12 protein-coding genes and 3 pseudogenes are annotated in these 17151 nt (G+C 43.3%); 3 read left to right on the top strand and 12 right to left on the bottom strand.

The window, feature by feature from the left end:
* Positions 1-65: 65 nt before the first annotated feature.
* From ACTQWB_RS00295 to ACTQWB_RS00265, 7 genes and pseudogenes are all read right to left on the bottom strand, one after another.
* Positions 66-2153: a heavy metal translocating P-type ATPase gene (locus ACTQWB_RS00295; RefSeq protein ID WP_441499821.1), complete on the bottom strand. Its 2088-nt coding sequence runs from the start codon at positions 2151-2153 to the stop codon at positions 66-68.
* 257 nt (positions 2154-2410) lie between these two features.
* The gene (locus tag ACTQWB_RS00290; RefSeq protein ID WP_441499820.1) at positions 2411-2740 is read right to left on the bottom strand and encodes a DUF6110 family protein; all 330 of its coding nucleotides are present in this window, start codon (positions 2738-2740) and stop codon (positions 2411-2413) included.
* 271 nt (positions 2741-3011) lie between these two features.
* Positions 3012-3518: a metal-dependent transcriptional regulator gene (locus ACTQWB_RS00285; RefSeq protein WP_441499819.1), complete on the bottom strand. Its 507-nt coding sequence runs from the start codon at positions 3516-3518 to the stop codon at positions 3012-3014.
* A gap of 53 nt (positions 3519-3571) precedes the next feature.
* Positions 3572-3742: a hypothetical protein gene (locus tag ACTQWB_RS00280; protein ID WP_441499818.1), complete on the bottom strand. Its 171-nt coding sequence runs from the start codon at positions 3740-3742 to the stop codon at positions 3572-3574.
* A 174-nt stretch (positions 3743-3916) separates the two neighbouring features.
* Positions 3917-6070 (bottom strand): ferrous iron transport protein B, encoded by a 2154-nt coding sequence (gene feoB, locus ACTQWB_RS00275; protein ID WP_441499817.1) that lies wholly within the window; start codon positions 6068-6070, stop codon positions 3917-3919.
* A gap of 308 nt (positions 6071-6378) precedes the next feature.
* On the bottom strand, positions 6379-6600 hold the full coding sequence (locus tag ACTQWB_RS00270) for a FeoA family protein (protein ID WP_441499816.1): 222 nt from the start codon (positions 6598-6600) through the stop codon (positions 6379-6381).
* Between the two features lie 25 nt (positions 6601-6625).
* Positions 6626-6775 (bottom strand): annotated as a pseudogene (locus ACTQWB_RS00265) (FeoA family protein); the annotation flags it as partial.
* Between the two features lie 183 nt (positions 6776-6958).
* Between ACTQWB_RS00265 and ACTQWB_RS00260 the strand changes: the two are divergent.
* Positions 6959-7843 carry an LD-carboxypeptidase gene (locus tag ACTQWB_RS00260; RefSeq protein WP_441499815.1) on the top strand — a complete coding sequence of 295 codons (885 nt, stop codon included), beginning with the start codon at positions 6959-6961 and terminating at the stop codon, positions 7841-7843.
* Between the two features lie 2 nt (positions 7844-7845).
* Here the strand turns inward: ACTQWB_RS00260 and ACTQWB_RS00255 are convergent, their stop codons facing one another.
* From ACTQWB_RS00255 to ACTQWB_RS00240, 4 genes and pseudogenes are all read right to left on the bottom strand, one after another.
* Positions 7846-9018 (bottom strand): NAD(P)-dependent malic enzyme, encoded by a 1173-nt coding sequence (locus ACTQWB_RS00255; protein ID WP_441499814.1) that lies wholly within the window; start codon positions 9016-9018, stop codon positions 7846-7848.
* Between the two features lie 288 nt (positions 9019-9306).
* Positions 9307-11640 carry an FtsX-like permease family protein gene (locus ACTQWB_RS00250; RefSeq protein WP_441499813.1) on the bottom strand — a complete coding sequence of 778 codons (2334 nt, stop codon included), beginning with the start codon at positions 11638-11640 and terminating at the stop codon, positions 9307-9309.
* Between the two features lie 11 nt (positions 11641-11651).
* Positions 11652-12350 (bottom strand): ABC transporter ATP-binding protein, encoded by a 699-nt coding sequence (locus tag ACTQWB_RS00245; RefSeq protein WP_441499812.1) that lies wholly within the window; start codon positions 12348-12350, stop codon positions 11652-11654.
* 275 nt (positions 12351-12625) lie between these two features.
* Positions 12626-12808 (bottom strand): annotated as a pseudogene (locus ACTQWB_RS00240) (DUF6783 domain-containing protein); the annotation flags it as partial.
* Between ACTQWB_RS00240 and ACTQWB_RS00235 the strand changes: the two are divergent.
* Positions 12746-13696 (top strand): annotated as a pseudogene (locus ACTQWB_RS00235) (substrate-binding domain-containing protein); the annotation flags it as partial. The pseudogenes ACTQWB_RS00240 and ACTQWB_RS00235 overlap by 63 nt on opposite strands.
* Positions 13697-13717: 21 nt before the next feature.
* Entirely contained in the window at positions 13718-14818 is a 1101-nt protein-coding gene (locus ACTQWB_RS00230) for a GGDEF domain-containing protein (protein ID WP_441500095.1), read from the top strand.
* Positions 14819-14927: 109 nt separating this feature from the next.
* Here ACTQWB_RS00230 and asnB read toward each other — a convergent pair whose 3' ends face one another.
* Complete coding sequence (gene asnB / locus ACTQWB_RS00225) at positions 14928-16892, bottom strand: asparagine synthase (glutamine-hydrolyzing) (RefSeq protein WP_441500094.1); 1965 nt, start codon at positions 16890-16892, stop codon at positions 14928-14930.
* Between the last annotated feature and the right edge of the window lie 259 nt (positions 16893-17151).

Here is a 17151-nt window from a genome sequence, read left to right as displayed (position 1 = left end):
GATTTATAACCATTTTTAATTGCAGGAATCATTTTCGGCAGACTCAAAAGCACTACTCTGACAGCTTAAATTTCCTCAGTAGAAACCAGGTTCTTCATACTGTTCATACCGATCAGAAGTGTAGAGGTATTATGAAGCAATGCAGATGTAGTCGGTTGCAGGATTCCAAGAACTCCCAGTAAAATCAGACCCGTGTTAAATCCTACGATTGTCCGGTAATTTCCATGAATCCGCTTCATCAGTGCATCACTGATATGCTTCAGTACCACAATACCTTCCAGATTATCCGCACCGATGGTGATATCTGCGATCTCCCGTGCCAGTTCCGCTCCTTCACTTACTGCAATACCTGCATCAGCTGCAGAAAGCGCAGGAGAATCATTGATTCCATCACCAAGCATAACAACCTTACGGCCTTTTGCCTTCTCTTTTTCCACAAAGCTTGCCTTGTCTTCAGGAAGAACCTCTGAATAATACTCGTCAACACCAACCTTTGCTGCAACTGCCCTTGCAGTACGTTCGCTGTCTCCCGTCATCATAACAACTTTGGTAAATCCAGCCTCTTTTAAAGCTTTTACAACAGCAGGTGCTTCCTCGCGAAGCGGATCTTCAATACAGATAACTGCTGCGAGGCTGCCCTCAATTGCAAGATACAGATGAGAATACTCGTTTGGCAGATTCTTAAACTGCTCTTCCATGCCATCCGGAATGGTACATTTCTCATCCTCGAATACGAAATGGGAGCTTCCGATGATAGCCTTTTTGCCTTCAATGGTTGTGGAAATACCATGAGCTACAATGTATTCCACCTTGGAATGCATTTCCTCATGATCCAGTTTCTTCTGCTTCGCCGCATCTACAACGGCCTTTGCCATAGAATGAGGGAAATGTTCTTCCAGGCAGGCAGCGATACGAAGCAGCTCATCCGGGTTCTGTCCGTTAAATGGGACAACCTTGGCTACTGTAGGTTCTGCCTTGGTAAGAGTACCTGTTTTATCAAATACAATGGTATCTGCATCAGCAACTGCCTCCAGGAATTTACCGCCTTTGACAGTAATCTTGTACTCTCCTGCCTCACGGATCGCGGAAAGTACGGATACCGGCATCGCCAGCTTCAATGCACAGGAAAAATCAACCATTAGAACAGAAACAGCCTTTGTCACATTTCTGGTAAGCAGATACGTAAGTGCAGTGCCGCCTAATGTATAGGGAACCAGTCTGTCTGCCAGGTGCTCTGCTTTGCTCTCAAGACCGGACTTCAATTTCTCGGTGTCCTCGATCATGGCAGCGATATTCTCATAACGGCTGGAGCCACCAACTGCTTTTACAGTGATAACAGCTTCGCCCTCTTCCACAACAGTACCTGCATATACAGAATTTCCTTCTACCTTTCTCACCGGAACTGATTCGCCGGTAAGGGAAGCCTGGTTCACCATCGCTTCACCCTCAGCGATCACGCCGTCAAATGGAATCACATTTCCCATATGTACCACAACCATGTCGCCGGTCTGAATCTTGTCAACATCAACCAGCACCTCCGTGCCCTCACTGCGCAGCCATACTTTGCCAGTGTTCAGGGACATGGTTCTCGCCAGATCGTCAACAGATTTCTTATGTGTCCATTCTTCCAGAAGTTCTCCGATTCCAAGCAGGAACATAACTGAACCAGCTGTGGAGAAGTCTCCTCTGAAAATGGAAACACCGATTGCTGTTGCATCAAGCACCGGAACCTCTATCTTACGTTTCCACAATGTCTTGATTCCCAGCCAGATATATTTCACTGACATTGCCGTAGTATAAATTGCAGACAACGGATATGGCAAAAGGAGCTTACGTCCATAATGAAAAATAACCTTGTTTACCAGTTTCTCCTTATAAGTTTCATTTAATTTCCTTCCGGAATTCTCCAATACCTGAGCCGGTACACTGACACGGGCATATCCAAAGGCCTGAATTGCCTTTAACAGCTCGTCTCTCTCTCCGGTATAGTAAATAAGAGCATCACAGGTACGGTTAAAAACCTGGGCTTTCTTTACTCCCTCCAGATTTTCCAGGTAATACTGAAGCGTATCGGCCTGGGTAAAATTCATATATTTTTGAAAAAGATGGACTCTGATACGTCCCTTCTTCTCATGTTTTATCGTAAATTTCAAAGATGTCACCTACTTTTATCATATAATAACAATTGTTCAAACCCAGACATTCCAGCCGTCTGATTTTGACAATCCACTACATTGTAAAAATAATTCGTTTTCATAAGAAAGGGACTGCCGCCAAATATACGCCAGTCCCTCTTATACCGCTTTTCCTGCAAAATTTCCCAAATGCCAAGGGACGCTTCATACGACATATGTCTCATTGCCGTTTCTTGTTCCGGCCCGGCAGGGCTTCCCGCATTGTTCTTCGTTACTTATTCAGCTTTTTCCTCAGTCTGAGCTTCTGCCTCTTTGAACTCAGTCTCAGTTTCAGCAGTCTCTTCCTCAGCAACCTCGTCCTCAAATGGTTCCTCAGCTGCTTTTCTGTCCTCGTTGATCTGCTGTGCATCTGCATAGATGTCACCTGCATTCTCCTGAACAGTTGTAACAGTCTTCATTACGCAGTCTTTTGCTCTAAGAACCGCTGCTGTGCACTCTGTGTAAACCTTTTTTGCATCTTTACTGGAAAGGAGCTTGATACCAGCAGTTCCGAATAAAACACCTGCTGCGAAAAGTCCTGTTTTGTCCCATTTAAAACTTGCCATGATTAAATTCTTCCTTATACGTTAATGTTTTTTATTATGTCATAATCTGCTTATCTTTCGATTTCTCGTATTATAAATCAGCATTTTACAAATTTCTAGTACTTTTTTGCTTGTTGAGAAATCTTCTCGATATTTTTTAGTGTTTTATATAACTAACTGTTGTTATTTTTATGTACTTTGTATAAGTTTTACAATACTTTTTTTCGCCACTACTTTCCAAAAATCGTTATTTCAAACCAGTTAGAGCAGGTATTTATCAGTAAAAAAATTTTTAACCTTCCACACTTTTCTTCATTGTATCCAGATAATTCTTTATCCCCTGGAACGTTTCTTCACTGATCACATGTTCCACTTTACAGGCATCTGATTCTGCTGTTTCTTCTGATACATTTGCGCAAGTGGAAAACAGTTTTGTAATCACCTGATGCTTCTCATAGACATTCTCAGCGATTTCTTTTCCTGATTCTGTGAGCAACAGGCGTCCTTTTTCATTTCTTTTAATATGCCCATCCTTTTCCAGTTCCGTCATAGCCCTTGTCACACTTGGCTTGGTAATTCCAAGGTGGTGGGCTATATCCACAGGCCGTACGTCCCCCGGGGATTTCTTATTCAGAATCAGAATCGTCTCCAGATAATCTTCCCTTGATTCCTTCATTCCTTCTTTCTTCATACACCACATAGCTGCCGCACCTCCGCCTTTCTTTTTGCCTCGGTTCCTGGTACTGATGTATCCTGATTTACTATGGTCATTGACTCCATACTCGCCATTATAAAGCATGCATGAAGCACATTACAGGCATTCCTTTTTTCACGCCTGGCACTTTGACATTGTCATCTCAATACTCTCAATACCAGAATGGTATCCAGGATCAGCTGACGCTGTCTGGTGATCCTGCAGCCCTGTTCGCGTAATCGTTCAATGATCATATCCTTCTGCATCTGTGTGCGCTGATATGCCTCATGATTCTCATATGCTTTTTCTTTTACTGCGTTTTCCCTCATTTTCGTCGCCGTCCTTTTCTGAATTTCCTTTTTTCCCATTCATTTACACTGGAATTTTTATATAAAGAGAAATCTGTTATCCTTTTTCATCTGTAACCGAATTTCCCCTTATATAAAAATTCCAGCCTGTATCGTTCATTTGATACAGGCTGAAATACTTTTTAAAGCGATTGCTTAAGCAACACCTTTTACGTTTACTTTCAAGCTATTGCTTTCTTTATATGGTCTGAAGAGCAGGTACAGGAATGCTGCAACCAGAACAAATGCTACAACTGTTCCAATTCCAAATCCGCCGCCTGTAAGCAGTGTACCAATCTGATAAATGCAAAGTGCAACTACATAAGCAAGACCGCACTGATATCCGATTGCAAACCAGAACCATTTTGCGTTATTCATCTCTCTCTTGATAGCACCCATAGCTGCGAAGCAAGGAGCACACAGAAGGTTGAATACCAGGAAACCGTACGCTGCAACAGGAGTCATAACCTGTGCAAGATTTCCCCAGATCTCAGCTCCATCCTCTGCAACCTCTGCAAATCCGAAGAGCATACCGAATGTAGCAACAACGTTCTCTTTTGCGATAAGACCAGTTACAGCTGCAACTGCCATCTTCCAGCCTTCGCCGGCTTTTGTCCATCCAAGAGGAGCGAAGATCCATGCGATCGCAGAACCGATTTTTGCAAGGATACTGTTGTTCAGTTCCTCTACCATTCCGAATCCGCCATTTTCCCAGCCGAATCCCATTAAGAACCAGAGAACGATAGTGGAAAGAAGAATGATGGTACCAGCCTTTTTGATGAAGGACCAGCCTCTCTCCCACATGCTTCTGAGAATATTTCCTGCTGTTGGCCAGTGATATGCCGGAAGCTCCATAACGAATGGTGCAGGCTCACCAGCAAACATTTTTGTTTTCTTAAGAATGATACCAGAGCAGATGATTGCTGCAATACCAACGAAATATGCACTGGTTGCTACCCATCCGCTGTTTCCAAAGAATGCACCGGCGATCATTGCAATGATCGGAAGCTTTGCGCCACAAGGAACAAAGGTTGTAGTCATAATTGTCATTTTACGGTCACGGTCATTCTCGATAGTACGGGAAGCCATAACGCCAGGAACACCACATCCGGAACCGATCAGCATCGGGATGAAGGATTTTCCGGAAAGACCGAATTTACGGAAGATTCTGTCCATGATGAATGCAACACGGGCCATGTAACCACAGGACTCCAAAAATGCAAGGAAGAAGAACAGAACCAGCATCTGTGGTACGAAACCAAGTACAGCACCAACACCGGCAACAACACCTTCAAGGATCAATCCCTGAAGCCATGAAGCGCAGTGCACTGCTTCCAGAGCAGACTCAATTGCCGGAGGAATGATTTCTCCAAAGAGCACATCATTTGTCCAGTCTGTTACAATGGTACCAACTGTAGTTACAGATACATAATAAACAACAAACATTACAACTGCAAAGATCGGAAGAGCTGCCCATCTGTTTGTTACGATACGGTCAATCTTATCAGATGTGGTCAGCTTCTTTCCGCTGGCAGATTTGGTATAACACTGTCCGATAATGGAAGAAATATATACATAACGTTCATTTGTAATAATACTTTCTGTATCATCATCAAACTTATCTTCCAAGGCTTTCACCTCATAAGACACATCCGGAACGCTCTTCATCTGCTCTACGATCTTGTCATCCTTCTCCAGGAGCTTGATGGCAAAGAAACGTTTCTGGGACTCCTCAACTGTTCCTGTCAGCTTACCCTCAACAGTCTTGATTGTGTCCTCAACATCCTGTGCAAATTCATGAACTGGAACAATGTTCTTTTTGCTCTGTGCTGCACTGATTGCTTTCTCAGCAGCTTTCATGATTCCGGTTCCTTTAAGGGCGGAAATCTCAACTACTTCACAGCCAAGCTTTTTGCTTAATTTATCAATATGTATCTTATTTCCGGATTTCTGAACCAGATCCATCATGTTAATTGCCATAACAACCGGAATTCCAAGTTCCATGATCTGGGTGGAGAGATAAAGGTTTCTCTCAAGGTTCGTACCATCTACGATATTGATGATCGCATCCGGTCTCTCACCGATCAGGTAATTTCTGGCTACCACTTCCTCAAGTGTATATGGGGAAAGGGAATAAATACCAGGAAGGTCCATGATTGTTACATCCTTGTGGCCTTTCAGTTTACCTTCTTTTTTCTCTACAGTTACACCAGGCCAGTTACCAACGAACTGGTTAGAGCCGGTCAGTGCATTGAATAATGTAGTCTTGCCGCAGTTTGGGTTACCTGCAAGTGCAATCTTAATCGACATTTTCATGCCTCCTCTTTCTTTCCAGATTTTCTTTTTTCATTTCGGACGGATATCAGGTTGGTTACTTTCAGCTGCCAGTTATTATGTTTGGCTGTCATTTGTTTTATCCGTCTGCCGTTTGTTTCATTTGCCTTTTTATATGTTAGTGTTTTATCTCTTTTGTTAGAGCCAGCTAACTATTGTGGTAAAAAAAATTGCCTATTCTTTTCCTGAATATGCAATTTACTGCTGCGTTTTTCCTTCGCACAGCAAAAATCGTGGTTCATAGCTTCACAGCTGTCAGAAAAGTACGATATCTGGTACAGTGTTTACTCAACCTCGATCATTTCCGCATCGACTTTTCGCAGAGACAGCTCGTAATCTCTTACAGTTACCTCGATAGGATCTCCAAGGGGAGCAACCTTACGAACATAGATAGACACACCTTTGGTGATTCCCATGTCCATAATACGTCTCTTTACCGGTCCTTCGCCGTGCAGTCTTTTCACTGTGACAGTCTGGCCAATGCCAACTTGTCGTAATGTCTTCATAATACTCGACTCCTTTTCCTGGATTTCAGACCATGATCCGATTCGCCATATCTTTTCCAATGGCAACGCGGGAATCCTTCACATTCACGATCATGTTACCGCTGATCTCGCTTACAACGGTTACAGTAGCTCCCTGTACAAATCCAAGATTTTCAAGAAATTTACCAGACTTTTCAGAAACACTTTCGGCTCTAGACCGTGTTTGAAAAAGGCTCTGGTATTCCGCAAGAGATTTTCAGTCAAATTCCAGCTTACCTGTAGAATTATCCCAATTTATTGTTTATAATGAAAGCATTCCACCCTGCTATCTTAATTTTACATATAACTGGTATATTTCACGGAAAGGAAGAACGTAATCATGAAGCAAGGAAGTAAAATAGGAATTGTCTGTTGTTCCAATGGAATTTCCAAGGAACAAACTGCCACATTAGACATGTTGGTTCAGATTTTAGATAAATCCGGTTTCGTACCAGAGCTTAGTCCATATATTTATGCTGATGAGAACGGCTCTGCCGGAACAGCCAGACAGCGGGCCCAGGCGTTGATGAAATTTTATGAAGACGACTCTGTTGAAGAAATTTTTGACATATCTGGCGGGGACATGGCCAATGAGCTCCTGCCCTATCTTGATTTCCAGACCATTGCCTGGTCTAAAAAGCATTTCTGGGGATACAGTGATCTGACAACGATTCTGAATGCCATTTATTCACGAACAGGGAAAACTTCTGTTCTTTATCAGATCCGTAATCTCACTTATGAGCATGGCCAGTCCCAGATAACGGACTTTCTTGGCACGACTCTTGCAGGGAGCTCTGCCCTGTATGATTTTCCCTGCAATTTTATCCGCGGCTCCCATATGAACGGAGTTGTGGTAGGCGGTAACATCCGCTGTCTTCTTAAACTTGCAGGCACACCATACTGGCCTGATATGAGGGAAAAAATCCTGTTGCTGGAATCCTATGGTGGAAAACTGCCGCAAATGATCACTTACTTAAGCCAGCTTCAGCAAATGGGGGTTTTTAAGAAAGTAAACGGAATTTTGCTTGGTACTTTTTCCCAAATGGAGAAAGAAAACTGCCAGCCGGATATGGGCCAGCTGATATTAGATTTTGCAGAAAAAAAGACGCCCGTTGCCCGGACACCTTTGATCGGACACGGAACCGATTCAAAAGCCATCCGGATCGGGCATCAATTGAAATTATACTCTGCCGAAGCTAATGCGCGGATTTACAGAGAAGAATAGAATCAGATTCTGGCCACGCCGCTCTTAATCGCAGCCTCAGCGGTTGCCTTGGCAACAGCATCCTTTACTCTGGAGTCAAATGCAGCAGGCAGGATATAATCTGCACACAGTTCCTCATCGCTTACCAATCCTGCGATCGCATAAGCTGCCGCAATCTTCATTTCATCATTGATATCAGAAGCGCGTACATCCAGCGCACCGCGGAAGATTCCCGGGAAACACAGTACGTTATTTACCTGGTTCGGGTAATCGGAGCGTCCGGTAGATACTACTGCTGCCCCGGCAGCTTTCGCCTCTTCCGGGAAAATCTCCGGTGTTGGATTAGCGCATGCAAAAATGATCGGATCTTTTGCCATAGTACGAACCATGTCTGCTGTCAGGGTGCCAGGTGCAGAAACACCGATAAATACGTCTGCGCCTTTGATCACTTCGCTTAAAGAGCCTTTCTCATGATTGGCATTGGTAATCTTCGCCATCTCTTCCTTGATCGGATTCAGACCCTCACGGCCTTCATAAATAGCACCTTTACGGTCTGTCATGATTACGTTCTTCAGTCCCATGGAAATCAGCAGCTTGATAATGGCGATTCCTGCTGCTCCAGCGCCGGAAGTAACGATCTTGATATCTTCAATTTTCTTTCCAACAACCTTCAGCGCATTGATCACGCCTGCAAGTGTGATAACCGCTGTACCATGCTGATCATCATGGAAAATCGGGATATCGCAGCATTCTTTCAGCTTTTTCTCAATCTCAAAGCATCTTGGTGCAGAAATATCCTCCAGGTTTACCCCTCCGAAGCTTCCTGCCAGAAGACGCACCGTCTGGACGATTTCATCCACATCCTTGCTGCGCACGCAAAGAGGAATGGCATCTACATCACCAAACTCTTTAAACAGAACACATTTGCCCTCCATAACTGGCATGCCTGCCTCCGGACCGATATCTCCAAGTCCCAGGACTGCAGTGCCATCGGTAACAACAGCTACCGTATTCCAGCGTCTGGTCAGCTCATAACTTTTATTAATATCTTTCTGAATCTCAAGGCAGGGCTGCGCTACACCCGGGGTGTAAGCAAGGCTCAAGGCATCCTTGGAATCCACCTTTGCTCTTGAAACTACTTCGATCTTCCCTTTTAACTCATAGTGCATTTTTAAGGATTCTTTTGCGTAATCCATGTTCATATCTCCTCATATCTTTCTAAACGGACATGCCTGCTTACGCAGACATCACCATAAATGAAAGTGGAAACCTATATCCACTTTGGGCTACATTTGAAAGTATATACGAAACTGCCTCAAATCACAACTGTAAATCATGAATAAATTTCTCATAACACACATGCTCCGTTACTATTCACTCTGTTCGCAGTAACCGCGCCCTTCTCCAACACTTTTAGTCAAAATGATCCGGATTTTCCAAAACGGAAATCCGGATCATTTCTCAATAACCTATAGACAATTTTCCTACTCCACATTTTTAAGTGCTACATCCATAGGAATCTTCCGTATCCTCCTGAACTGCAGCAATGCAACCAGCACATACGCACCCATTCCCATTGCAAACATCTCCGGATACACCACAGGTTCCAGATATAAAGTCAGCCAGCCTGAAAAAGAAGACATCAGGTAACCGTAAATTCCATAAATCGTCCATGTTGATAAAGCCAGGCTGAACAAAATAGAGAATACTACCACCCATGTAGTAGAAGTCAGATATAAACTGATGATTTCTTTATCCTCGTACCCAAGAATCTTTACCATGGAAATGGCAGTGGCATTCTTCTCAATGATCAGCTTCGTCAGCAGATAGATCAGCAATGCAAACAGGATTACTGAAAAAACATTGATCAACTGGAACATTTCCCCAATAGAAACATCCAGCTGGAGGCTGACCTTTGTCAGATCATCCTCCGTGATGGTAGCCGCGATCAGATCTTCATCCAGATCCTTTATTTTTTCCTGCGAAAAATAGCCGTTAAAGTAATCCTCATCCTTGTCAAAAGCATCCCTAAAAGATGTAATTGGCATAAATACAGTCAATGCGCCTGGATAATCATAGATTCCACGGACTGTAAATTCATATTCTTCGCTTCCATAGGATTCTTTTAAGGTAATGGTGTCTCCTTCTTTTACTTTATATTTCTCAGAATAGCTGTCTGAAATCAACACCCCGTCCGAAGGAAGTTCCCTGCTTACATATTCACTGTTTTCTGAAATCCCATAGACCGTAATGGATTCCCCGTCTTTACCCGGAACTACATTTTTCAAAGCTTCCATACAGAATTTCTCAGCAGACTTTTCACTTGTTTTCAAGGACGGAGTCAGAAATTTCTGCAGCATTCCCATCACCGTATATTTCTCATCCTCCTCCGGCTCTTCCGGTACATTGAGAATATACTGGTAAGGCGCGATCATATTCTTCACAGTCTCTTCCTGGTAATGATCCAGAAGAGGCTTCATCATCATTCCAAACAGCAACAGTACATTTGCAAAAAAGATTCCGATAAAAAGTGTCAGATAACTGGACTTATTCTGCAGCACGATGCGCAAACGGAAACGATTGAAAAATTTAAAATTCGGAAGCCGCACTGCTTTTTTTCGCCTGGAGGTTGACAGATCATGGCGAAGAAATTTAAGCGGTGATAACTTCAGTTTTCTGGAAATGAGAAGCAGATTGATCAGCAGCATAAGCGCTACCGGAATCAGCGTAGTCAGAATAAATGCATCTGCATTCCACCTTGTCTCATAAGTAGGCAGACTATAGCTTCCATAATACATTCCAGCGCACACATCTTTAAAGAACGTATATCCTAATATATTTCCCAGGATTGCAGCGATCACGGTTACCAGAACCGGCATGGAAATATAGTGGATAAGCAATTCTCTTCTGGAATATCCGGAAGCCCGCAGTGTACCGATCACAGAGGCCTCTTTTGTAATGGTATTATTTATTGTAACCGCAAACACAAAGGCAATGATCACGATCAGCATGTACAAAAGGACTTCCACCATAGCCTTGTCGGCACCCATATCTTCACCTGTAAAATGGATGGCCTGGTTGGCATATCCTGGGATAAAACCGGTTACGTCACCATATTTCACCAACACTTCCAGAAAATCCTCTGACATTTCTTTTGCTTCAATGTCATCCTTTGGCTCCTTATCATATTGCCAGGAATAACGGTATTCCAGATGGGTTTCCCCGAAGCGTCCGGCACCTTCCTCTGTCATGACCGCTACGCCAAATTTTACCGAATCAAACATCATATCATTGTTATCCGAGAATAAACAACTATAGTCGGATAACGCTACTAATCCGGTAATCGTAAGCTCGTCGCCGTCAATTTTGACGTTATCTCCCGTTTTCAGGCTGTTGTTATCTGCATACATCCGGTCGATGGCAATCTCATCCTTTGTTTCAGGCATTTTTCCATCCATCAGGCACACAAGATCCATGTCTGTACGGTTCTGGTAAATACGCATGGTTCCTTCTTCATCACCATCCAGATCTGCGTCCACAGCTTCATCCCGGTAGAAGTTTTCGCAAATTCGTACTTTTCCTTTTTTCTCTATCTTCTTCAGGTCACTTTCGCTGGTTTTCGAAGAAAGTGTGAAGTTTCCATGCTCAATATTATATTTTTCGAAACTTTCATTATAAGCCGCCAGCATACTTTCATCTGCCACCAGGAATCCGGACACAAAACCGATGGTCAGTGTCATAAACAGAAATATCACAATGTATTTCCCAAAATCACTTTTCAGTTCCCGGGGCAGACGTTTCCACAATGGATTTTTCATAACGCACCGCCTTACCAGTCCAGATCGTCTGCAGCGACTTTGGACTCATTAATATAATTTTTACGGATCTGTCCGTCACGTATCTTCACCACACGGTCTGCCATATTTTTAATGGCATCGTTATGTGTAACCATAATGACTGTATTTCCATATTTCTGGTTTACCTGCTCGATCAGGCGCAGAATTTCCTTGGAGGTATTGTAATCCAAGGCGCCTGTAGGTTCATCACAAAGAAGGATATCCGGATTTTTTACAATGGCACGTCCGATAGCCGTCCTCTGCTGCTGCCCGCCGGAAAGCTGGTTCGGCAGTTTATGCCTGTGTTCATAAAGTCCAAGTGTATGAAGCAATTCATCAATATCCAGAGCCTTGTCACTAAGATAGGCGCCTACTTCAACATTTTCTTTCACATTCAGGTTCGGGATCAGATTGTACATCTGAAATACATAACCAAGGTGCTTCCTGCGGTAAATCGTCAGCGCCTTCTCTTTCATATCCCCTGTTTTTTCCCCATTGATGGAAATGTAGCCTTCATCCGGCTCATCAATTCCTCCGATAATATTTAAAAGCGTTGATTTTCCAGAGCCTGACGGGCCAAGAAGCACGCAGAATTCTCCTTTCTCCACGGAAAAATCAATTCCTCTCAACACCTCTGTACGGCTGTCACCAGAGCCGAACCCTTTTTTCAATCCTTTGATTTCCAGAAACATCTCTCTTCCTCCCTGTGAGATCGTAATCGTTTGCCCAGGCTGTTAGTCTGTGCTAACTTGTTTTTATCATACTTCTTTTGTTTACAAAAGGAAAGATGGCAAAATGAGAATAATTTTCAGTAAAGCCGGTTTCGTTTTTTCGAAAAATATTTTGTCAATAATTACCTTTTTTTCACGTTTCATGTTCCACTTCCCTCTATAATACAGTGCGATATTTCTAAAATTTCTCCCGCTTCAATCTTTAAAATGTACAAAAAATATAGATTTTTTCTCTGCTATTCGATATAATATATACAATGCGAAATTACTTGAAACGTATAAAAAAGAATTTTGCGGCGCATTAGAGCACGTTTAAAAAAGGCTCTAGAGCGTGTTTGAAAAAGGCTTTCTGCAAGATGTGCGTCACAATTTGTGGGAGATTTTGTCCGATTGAAGGAGGCGTAGCGGGCTACGCTGACTGAAAGAGGGCAAAATATACCGCAAAGTGGGGCGTGCAGATTGCAGGAATGATTTTTCAAACACGCTCTAGGACATCTGATTTTTATTGGAGTTTTCTCATGAAAAAAATTGCACTTATTACAGATGGCTGGGGACGCTATGTCACGTATACCTGGATTGAAGGATACCGGGAATATATGGCTACACACCAGTCAGATATAGATTTGTATGTTTTCCAGTGTTTTGGGAATTTCAACAAGGACGAGAAGCATAACACCGGAGAATATAACATTACCAGATTACCTGATTTTTCTGAATTTGACGGTATTCTTCTGGATCTTGCCACAGTCTCCCAGCCAGCTTTGATCGCAGAGGTAACAGACCGTGCAAAGAAATGCGGCGTACCAGCAGTGTCTCTTCTGGAGCAGATTCCAGGACTGTATCACTCTGGTATCGATAACTATAATGCCATCACAGAAATCACAGAGCATCTGATCCGGGAGCACGGCTGCAGGAAGCTGAATTTTATCGGTGGACCTGAATTTAATAAAGAGAACCAGCTTCGTTTCCAGGCCTATAAAGATACGCTTATCCGTTACGGAATCCCCTTTGAGGAACAACGTGTGATTCATCACAATTACGAAATTGAAACCGGTATCCAGGCTTTTACCACTTTTTGTGAAAAAGGTCTGCTCCCAGACGCTTTCGTTTGTGTCAATGACAATATTGCAGTAGGAGTATGCCTGGCTGCAAAAGAAGCCGGTTTCTCTATTCCTGAAGATTTCCTGGTAACTGGCTTTGACAATGAAGACAAGGCTTCTTATTACGATCCACGAATCACCACTGTAGGATTTTCCAAGGCTACTGTTATGTACAATGCCATCGCCCTTCTGGAAAAACTATGGAAAGGGGACACCTCTGACACCTTTATGTATGCACCGGTTACCCACGTTTTCCAGGAAAGCTGCGGCTGCGTTTCTGCCAATCCGCCGGATCGTGGACAATATGTAATCCGCCGGATCGTAGCCGAGGCACGTCAGGGGGATATGCAGAACTGGATGATGGATCTGGACCGTTACCTTCTTGACTGCGACAGTTATACGGAGCTTGCCAGACGCATACAGACATGGCTTACAGAGCATAAATGCGGAAATATTTATCTGTTTATGAATCCGGATATCTTTATAAGTGAAAAAGTAGATGTCCTGCCGGAGATTCCAGAGGATACCTACCGTACCAAAGGTTACCCCGATGAAATGGCACTGGTCTATCCTCAGCCAGAGGAAGCATCCGGTTCATCCATTTTCCAGCTGAAGGACAGTATTCTTTTTCCACATACGGAAGCTGAGACAGAACAGAATATCTATCAATTCTGTCCACTTCACTTCCGTGAACGCGAAGTCGGGTATCTGATTCTGGAAAACTGCGATTACCTTCTGGAGCATCAGTTTCTGTTTGAGACTATGAACTCCCTCCAGACCTCTATTGAGGCTCTTTATGCAAGACTTATGCTCCGCAAGATGAATAAGCAGCTTTCCCAGCTTTACATCCACGATTCCCTGACCGGACTATATAACCGGATGGCTTACGAGAAGCTGGCACTGCCTCTTTTCCAAAGCTGTATGAGGGAGAAAAAGCCTGTCGGGATCATTTTTGCTGATGCTGACCATTTGAAATATATTAATGACAATTTCGGTCATGATATGGGAAATCTTGCCATTCGCAGCATTGCCTCTATCCTCCATGAATATTGTCCGGTCCGATCTATTTCCATGCGATATGGAGGGGACGAATTCGTCAGCGTGATACCAGACTGCGGTGCGAAAGAAATGCAGCAGCTGGTTCACACCCTTCAGACCCAGCTGGATATTTTGTCATCAAAAAGCAAAACTGAGTTTCCAATTGAGGCAAGTATCGGTTATGTAGTTGCCATGGACTGCGCTTACTCACTAAATGACTACATTAACCTGGCTGACGAGAAAATGTATTCGGCGAAGAAGGCAAGAAATGTGAATCGGAAAGATTCGTAAAGAGAGTTTTTTTAATTAATTTATCAAGGCATTTTTTATAGAATTGCACACAAGAGCAAAATCCCCGGAAGATTATAACTGCACAGCATAATCTTCCGGGCACCCACACTCATTCAAGTATTCCCGCACTCTTCATAAAAAATCTGTCGTACCATACAAGAAAAGCCAGAACCGTCCAGATTTTGCGGCTGTTATCTGCTTTCTCTTCTTTATGCTCTTTCAGAAGCTGAACCAGCTTCCTGGTATTGAAAAATTTCTCTGCTTCTTCTGAGGTAAATAATTCCATCACCTTCTGATACCAGTCATCCTGACGTAGCCATACACGGATGGGAATAGGAAATCCAAGCTTCTTCCTGCCATCTGTGTCCTGTGGAATATAGTTCGAAACCGCTTTTCGGAAAATATATTTGGTTGTTCCATTGGCGATTTTGGATTCTTTCGGTAACCTGGAAGCCAGATCAAACACCTCTTTATCCAGGAAAGGAACTCTGACCTCCAGGGAATGTGCCATACTCATTTTGTCTGCCTTCTGGAGAATATCACCGGGAAGCCAGTAGTTCAGATCTACAGACTGCATTTTCTCCATGTCCTGCAGACTGCTTGCTTTTCCGGAAATCTTCGATTCACTGCTTCTCCGCCTTGAAAGCTTCGATGTGTTACAATTCTTGTCCTTTTGAGTCTCCTTTTCCAAAAACGGCTTCCCGATTTCTTCGTAGAATGGGCGCAGATATTCCTGGGTGGATATTCCTGTCACACCATTTTTCAGAATCTGATCTTTCTCTTTTTCCCGGTAGATATATGCATTTCCAATAAACCGCTCTTCCACTGACATGCTGGCGCGAATCAGGAAGTCCCGCCCTTTTATATCTGGCAGTTTCGCCGCAAGCTTACCGATTGCACGACGAAGTCCGAATGGAATCCATGTAACTTTTTTCAGTGCTTCCGGTTCCCGGTAAATATTATATCCGCCGAAAAGCTCATCTGCCCCTTCACCTGACAGAACCACCTTTACATGCTTCGACGCCTCCTGCGCCAAAAAATAAAGGGCAACTGCTGAGGCATCTCCCAGTGGCTCGTCCATATGGTACATTACATCTGGAAGAGAATTCCAGAATTCTTCTTTGGAAATAATTTTCACATGATGCTTCAGACCTGCTTTCTTCGCAACCTCTGCCGCCTTTTTCACCTCATTATAGTGGTCTCCTTCGTCAAAGCCGACCGTAAATGCCTGGTCTGCACCAGAAGCAGCAGCCAGATAACCGGAATCCACACCTCCTGACAAAAACGAGCCAACCTCTACATCACTTAGCATATGGTGCTCCACGGAATCTGCAAGGACATGCTCAAGCTGCAGCGTCTGTGCTTCTGCTTCATTTATCAGCTTACCTTTTTCCGACTTCTGTGGAGTGAGTCTCGCCTGAAAATACTTCTTTATCTCATATTTCCCATTTCTATAAAAAAGCACATGTCCAGGCATAAGTTTATAAATTCCTTTAAAAAAAGTTTCTTCCAGAGGGGAATATTGAAAAGACAGATATTGCTCCAGAGCCTGCTGATTCACTTCTCTTTTATATCCAGGAAAAGCAAGAATACTTTTGATCTCGGAAGCAAATACAAAATGTCCGTTGATCTGTGCATAATAGACTGGCTTAATGCCAAAGAAATCCCTCGCCAGCATTAAACTCTGTTCTCTCTCATTCCATACAGCAAAGCCGAACATACCGCGAAGCTTATGGAAGACCCTGTCACCATACTGCTGTACAGCATTTACCAATACTTCCGTGTCAGAATGAGTATGAAAAGAAATGCCTGCGTCCTCAAGTTCCTCCCGCAGCTCCTTATAATCGTAAATCTCTCCATTAAAAACAATATGCAGATTCCCGTCTGCACTTTCCATAGGCTGCTGCCCATCCTCCAGATCAATAATACTAAGTCTTCTGAATCCTAACGTAATCTCATCACTACAAAAAGAGCCTTCGCTATCTGGTCCTCTATGTTCAATGGATTTCATCATTCTCTCGATCACAGTCTTCTGGTCTTGTCTGTAACCGGTAAATCCACAGATACCGCACATATCTTCCTCCGTATTTGCCCACCGGACACGCTCTGCCCCGGCATCGTATTTTTCTTTTCTCTTTACGCTTCCTCTTTCCCATGAGAATGTAAACAGCATAGAACATGCTTTGAAATGAACTTTTATAATCAAAGTTTTGCATATTATATCACAGCCTTGAAATAGCTATGTATTTATTATTTTCTTCCAGAAGCTGCCTTGCTGCCAATTTTACCCTGGCGGCAAAACGGAACCACTGATTTCTCAATGATTCCGCTTT

The organism is Blautia sp. HCP3S3_H10_2 (genome assembly GCF_052122375.1).
Lineage (GTDB): Bacteria > Bacillota > Clostridia > Lachnospirales > Lachnospiraceae > Blautia_A.
This window is presented reverse-complemented; position numbering and strand designations above follow the sequence as displayed.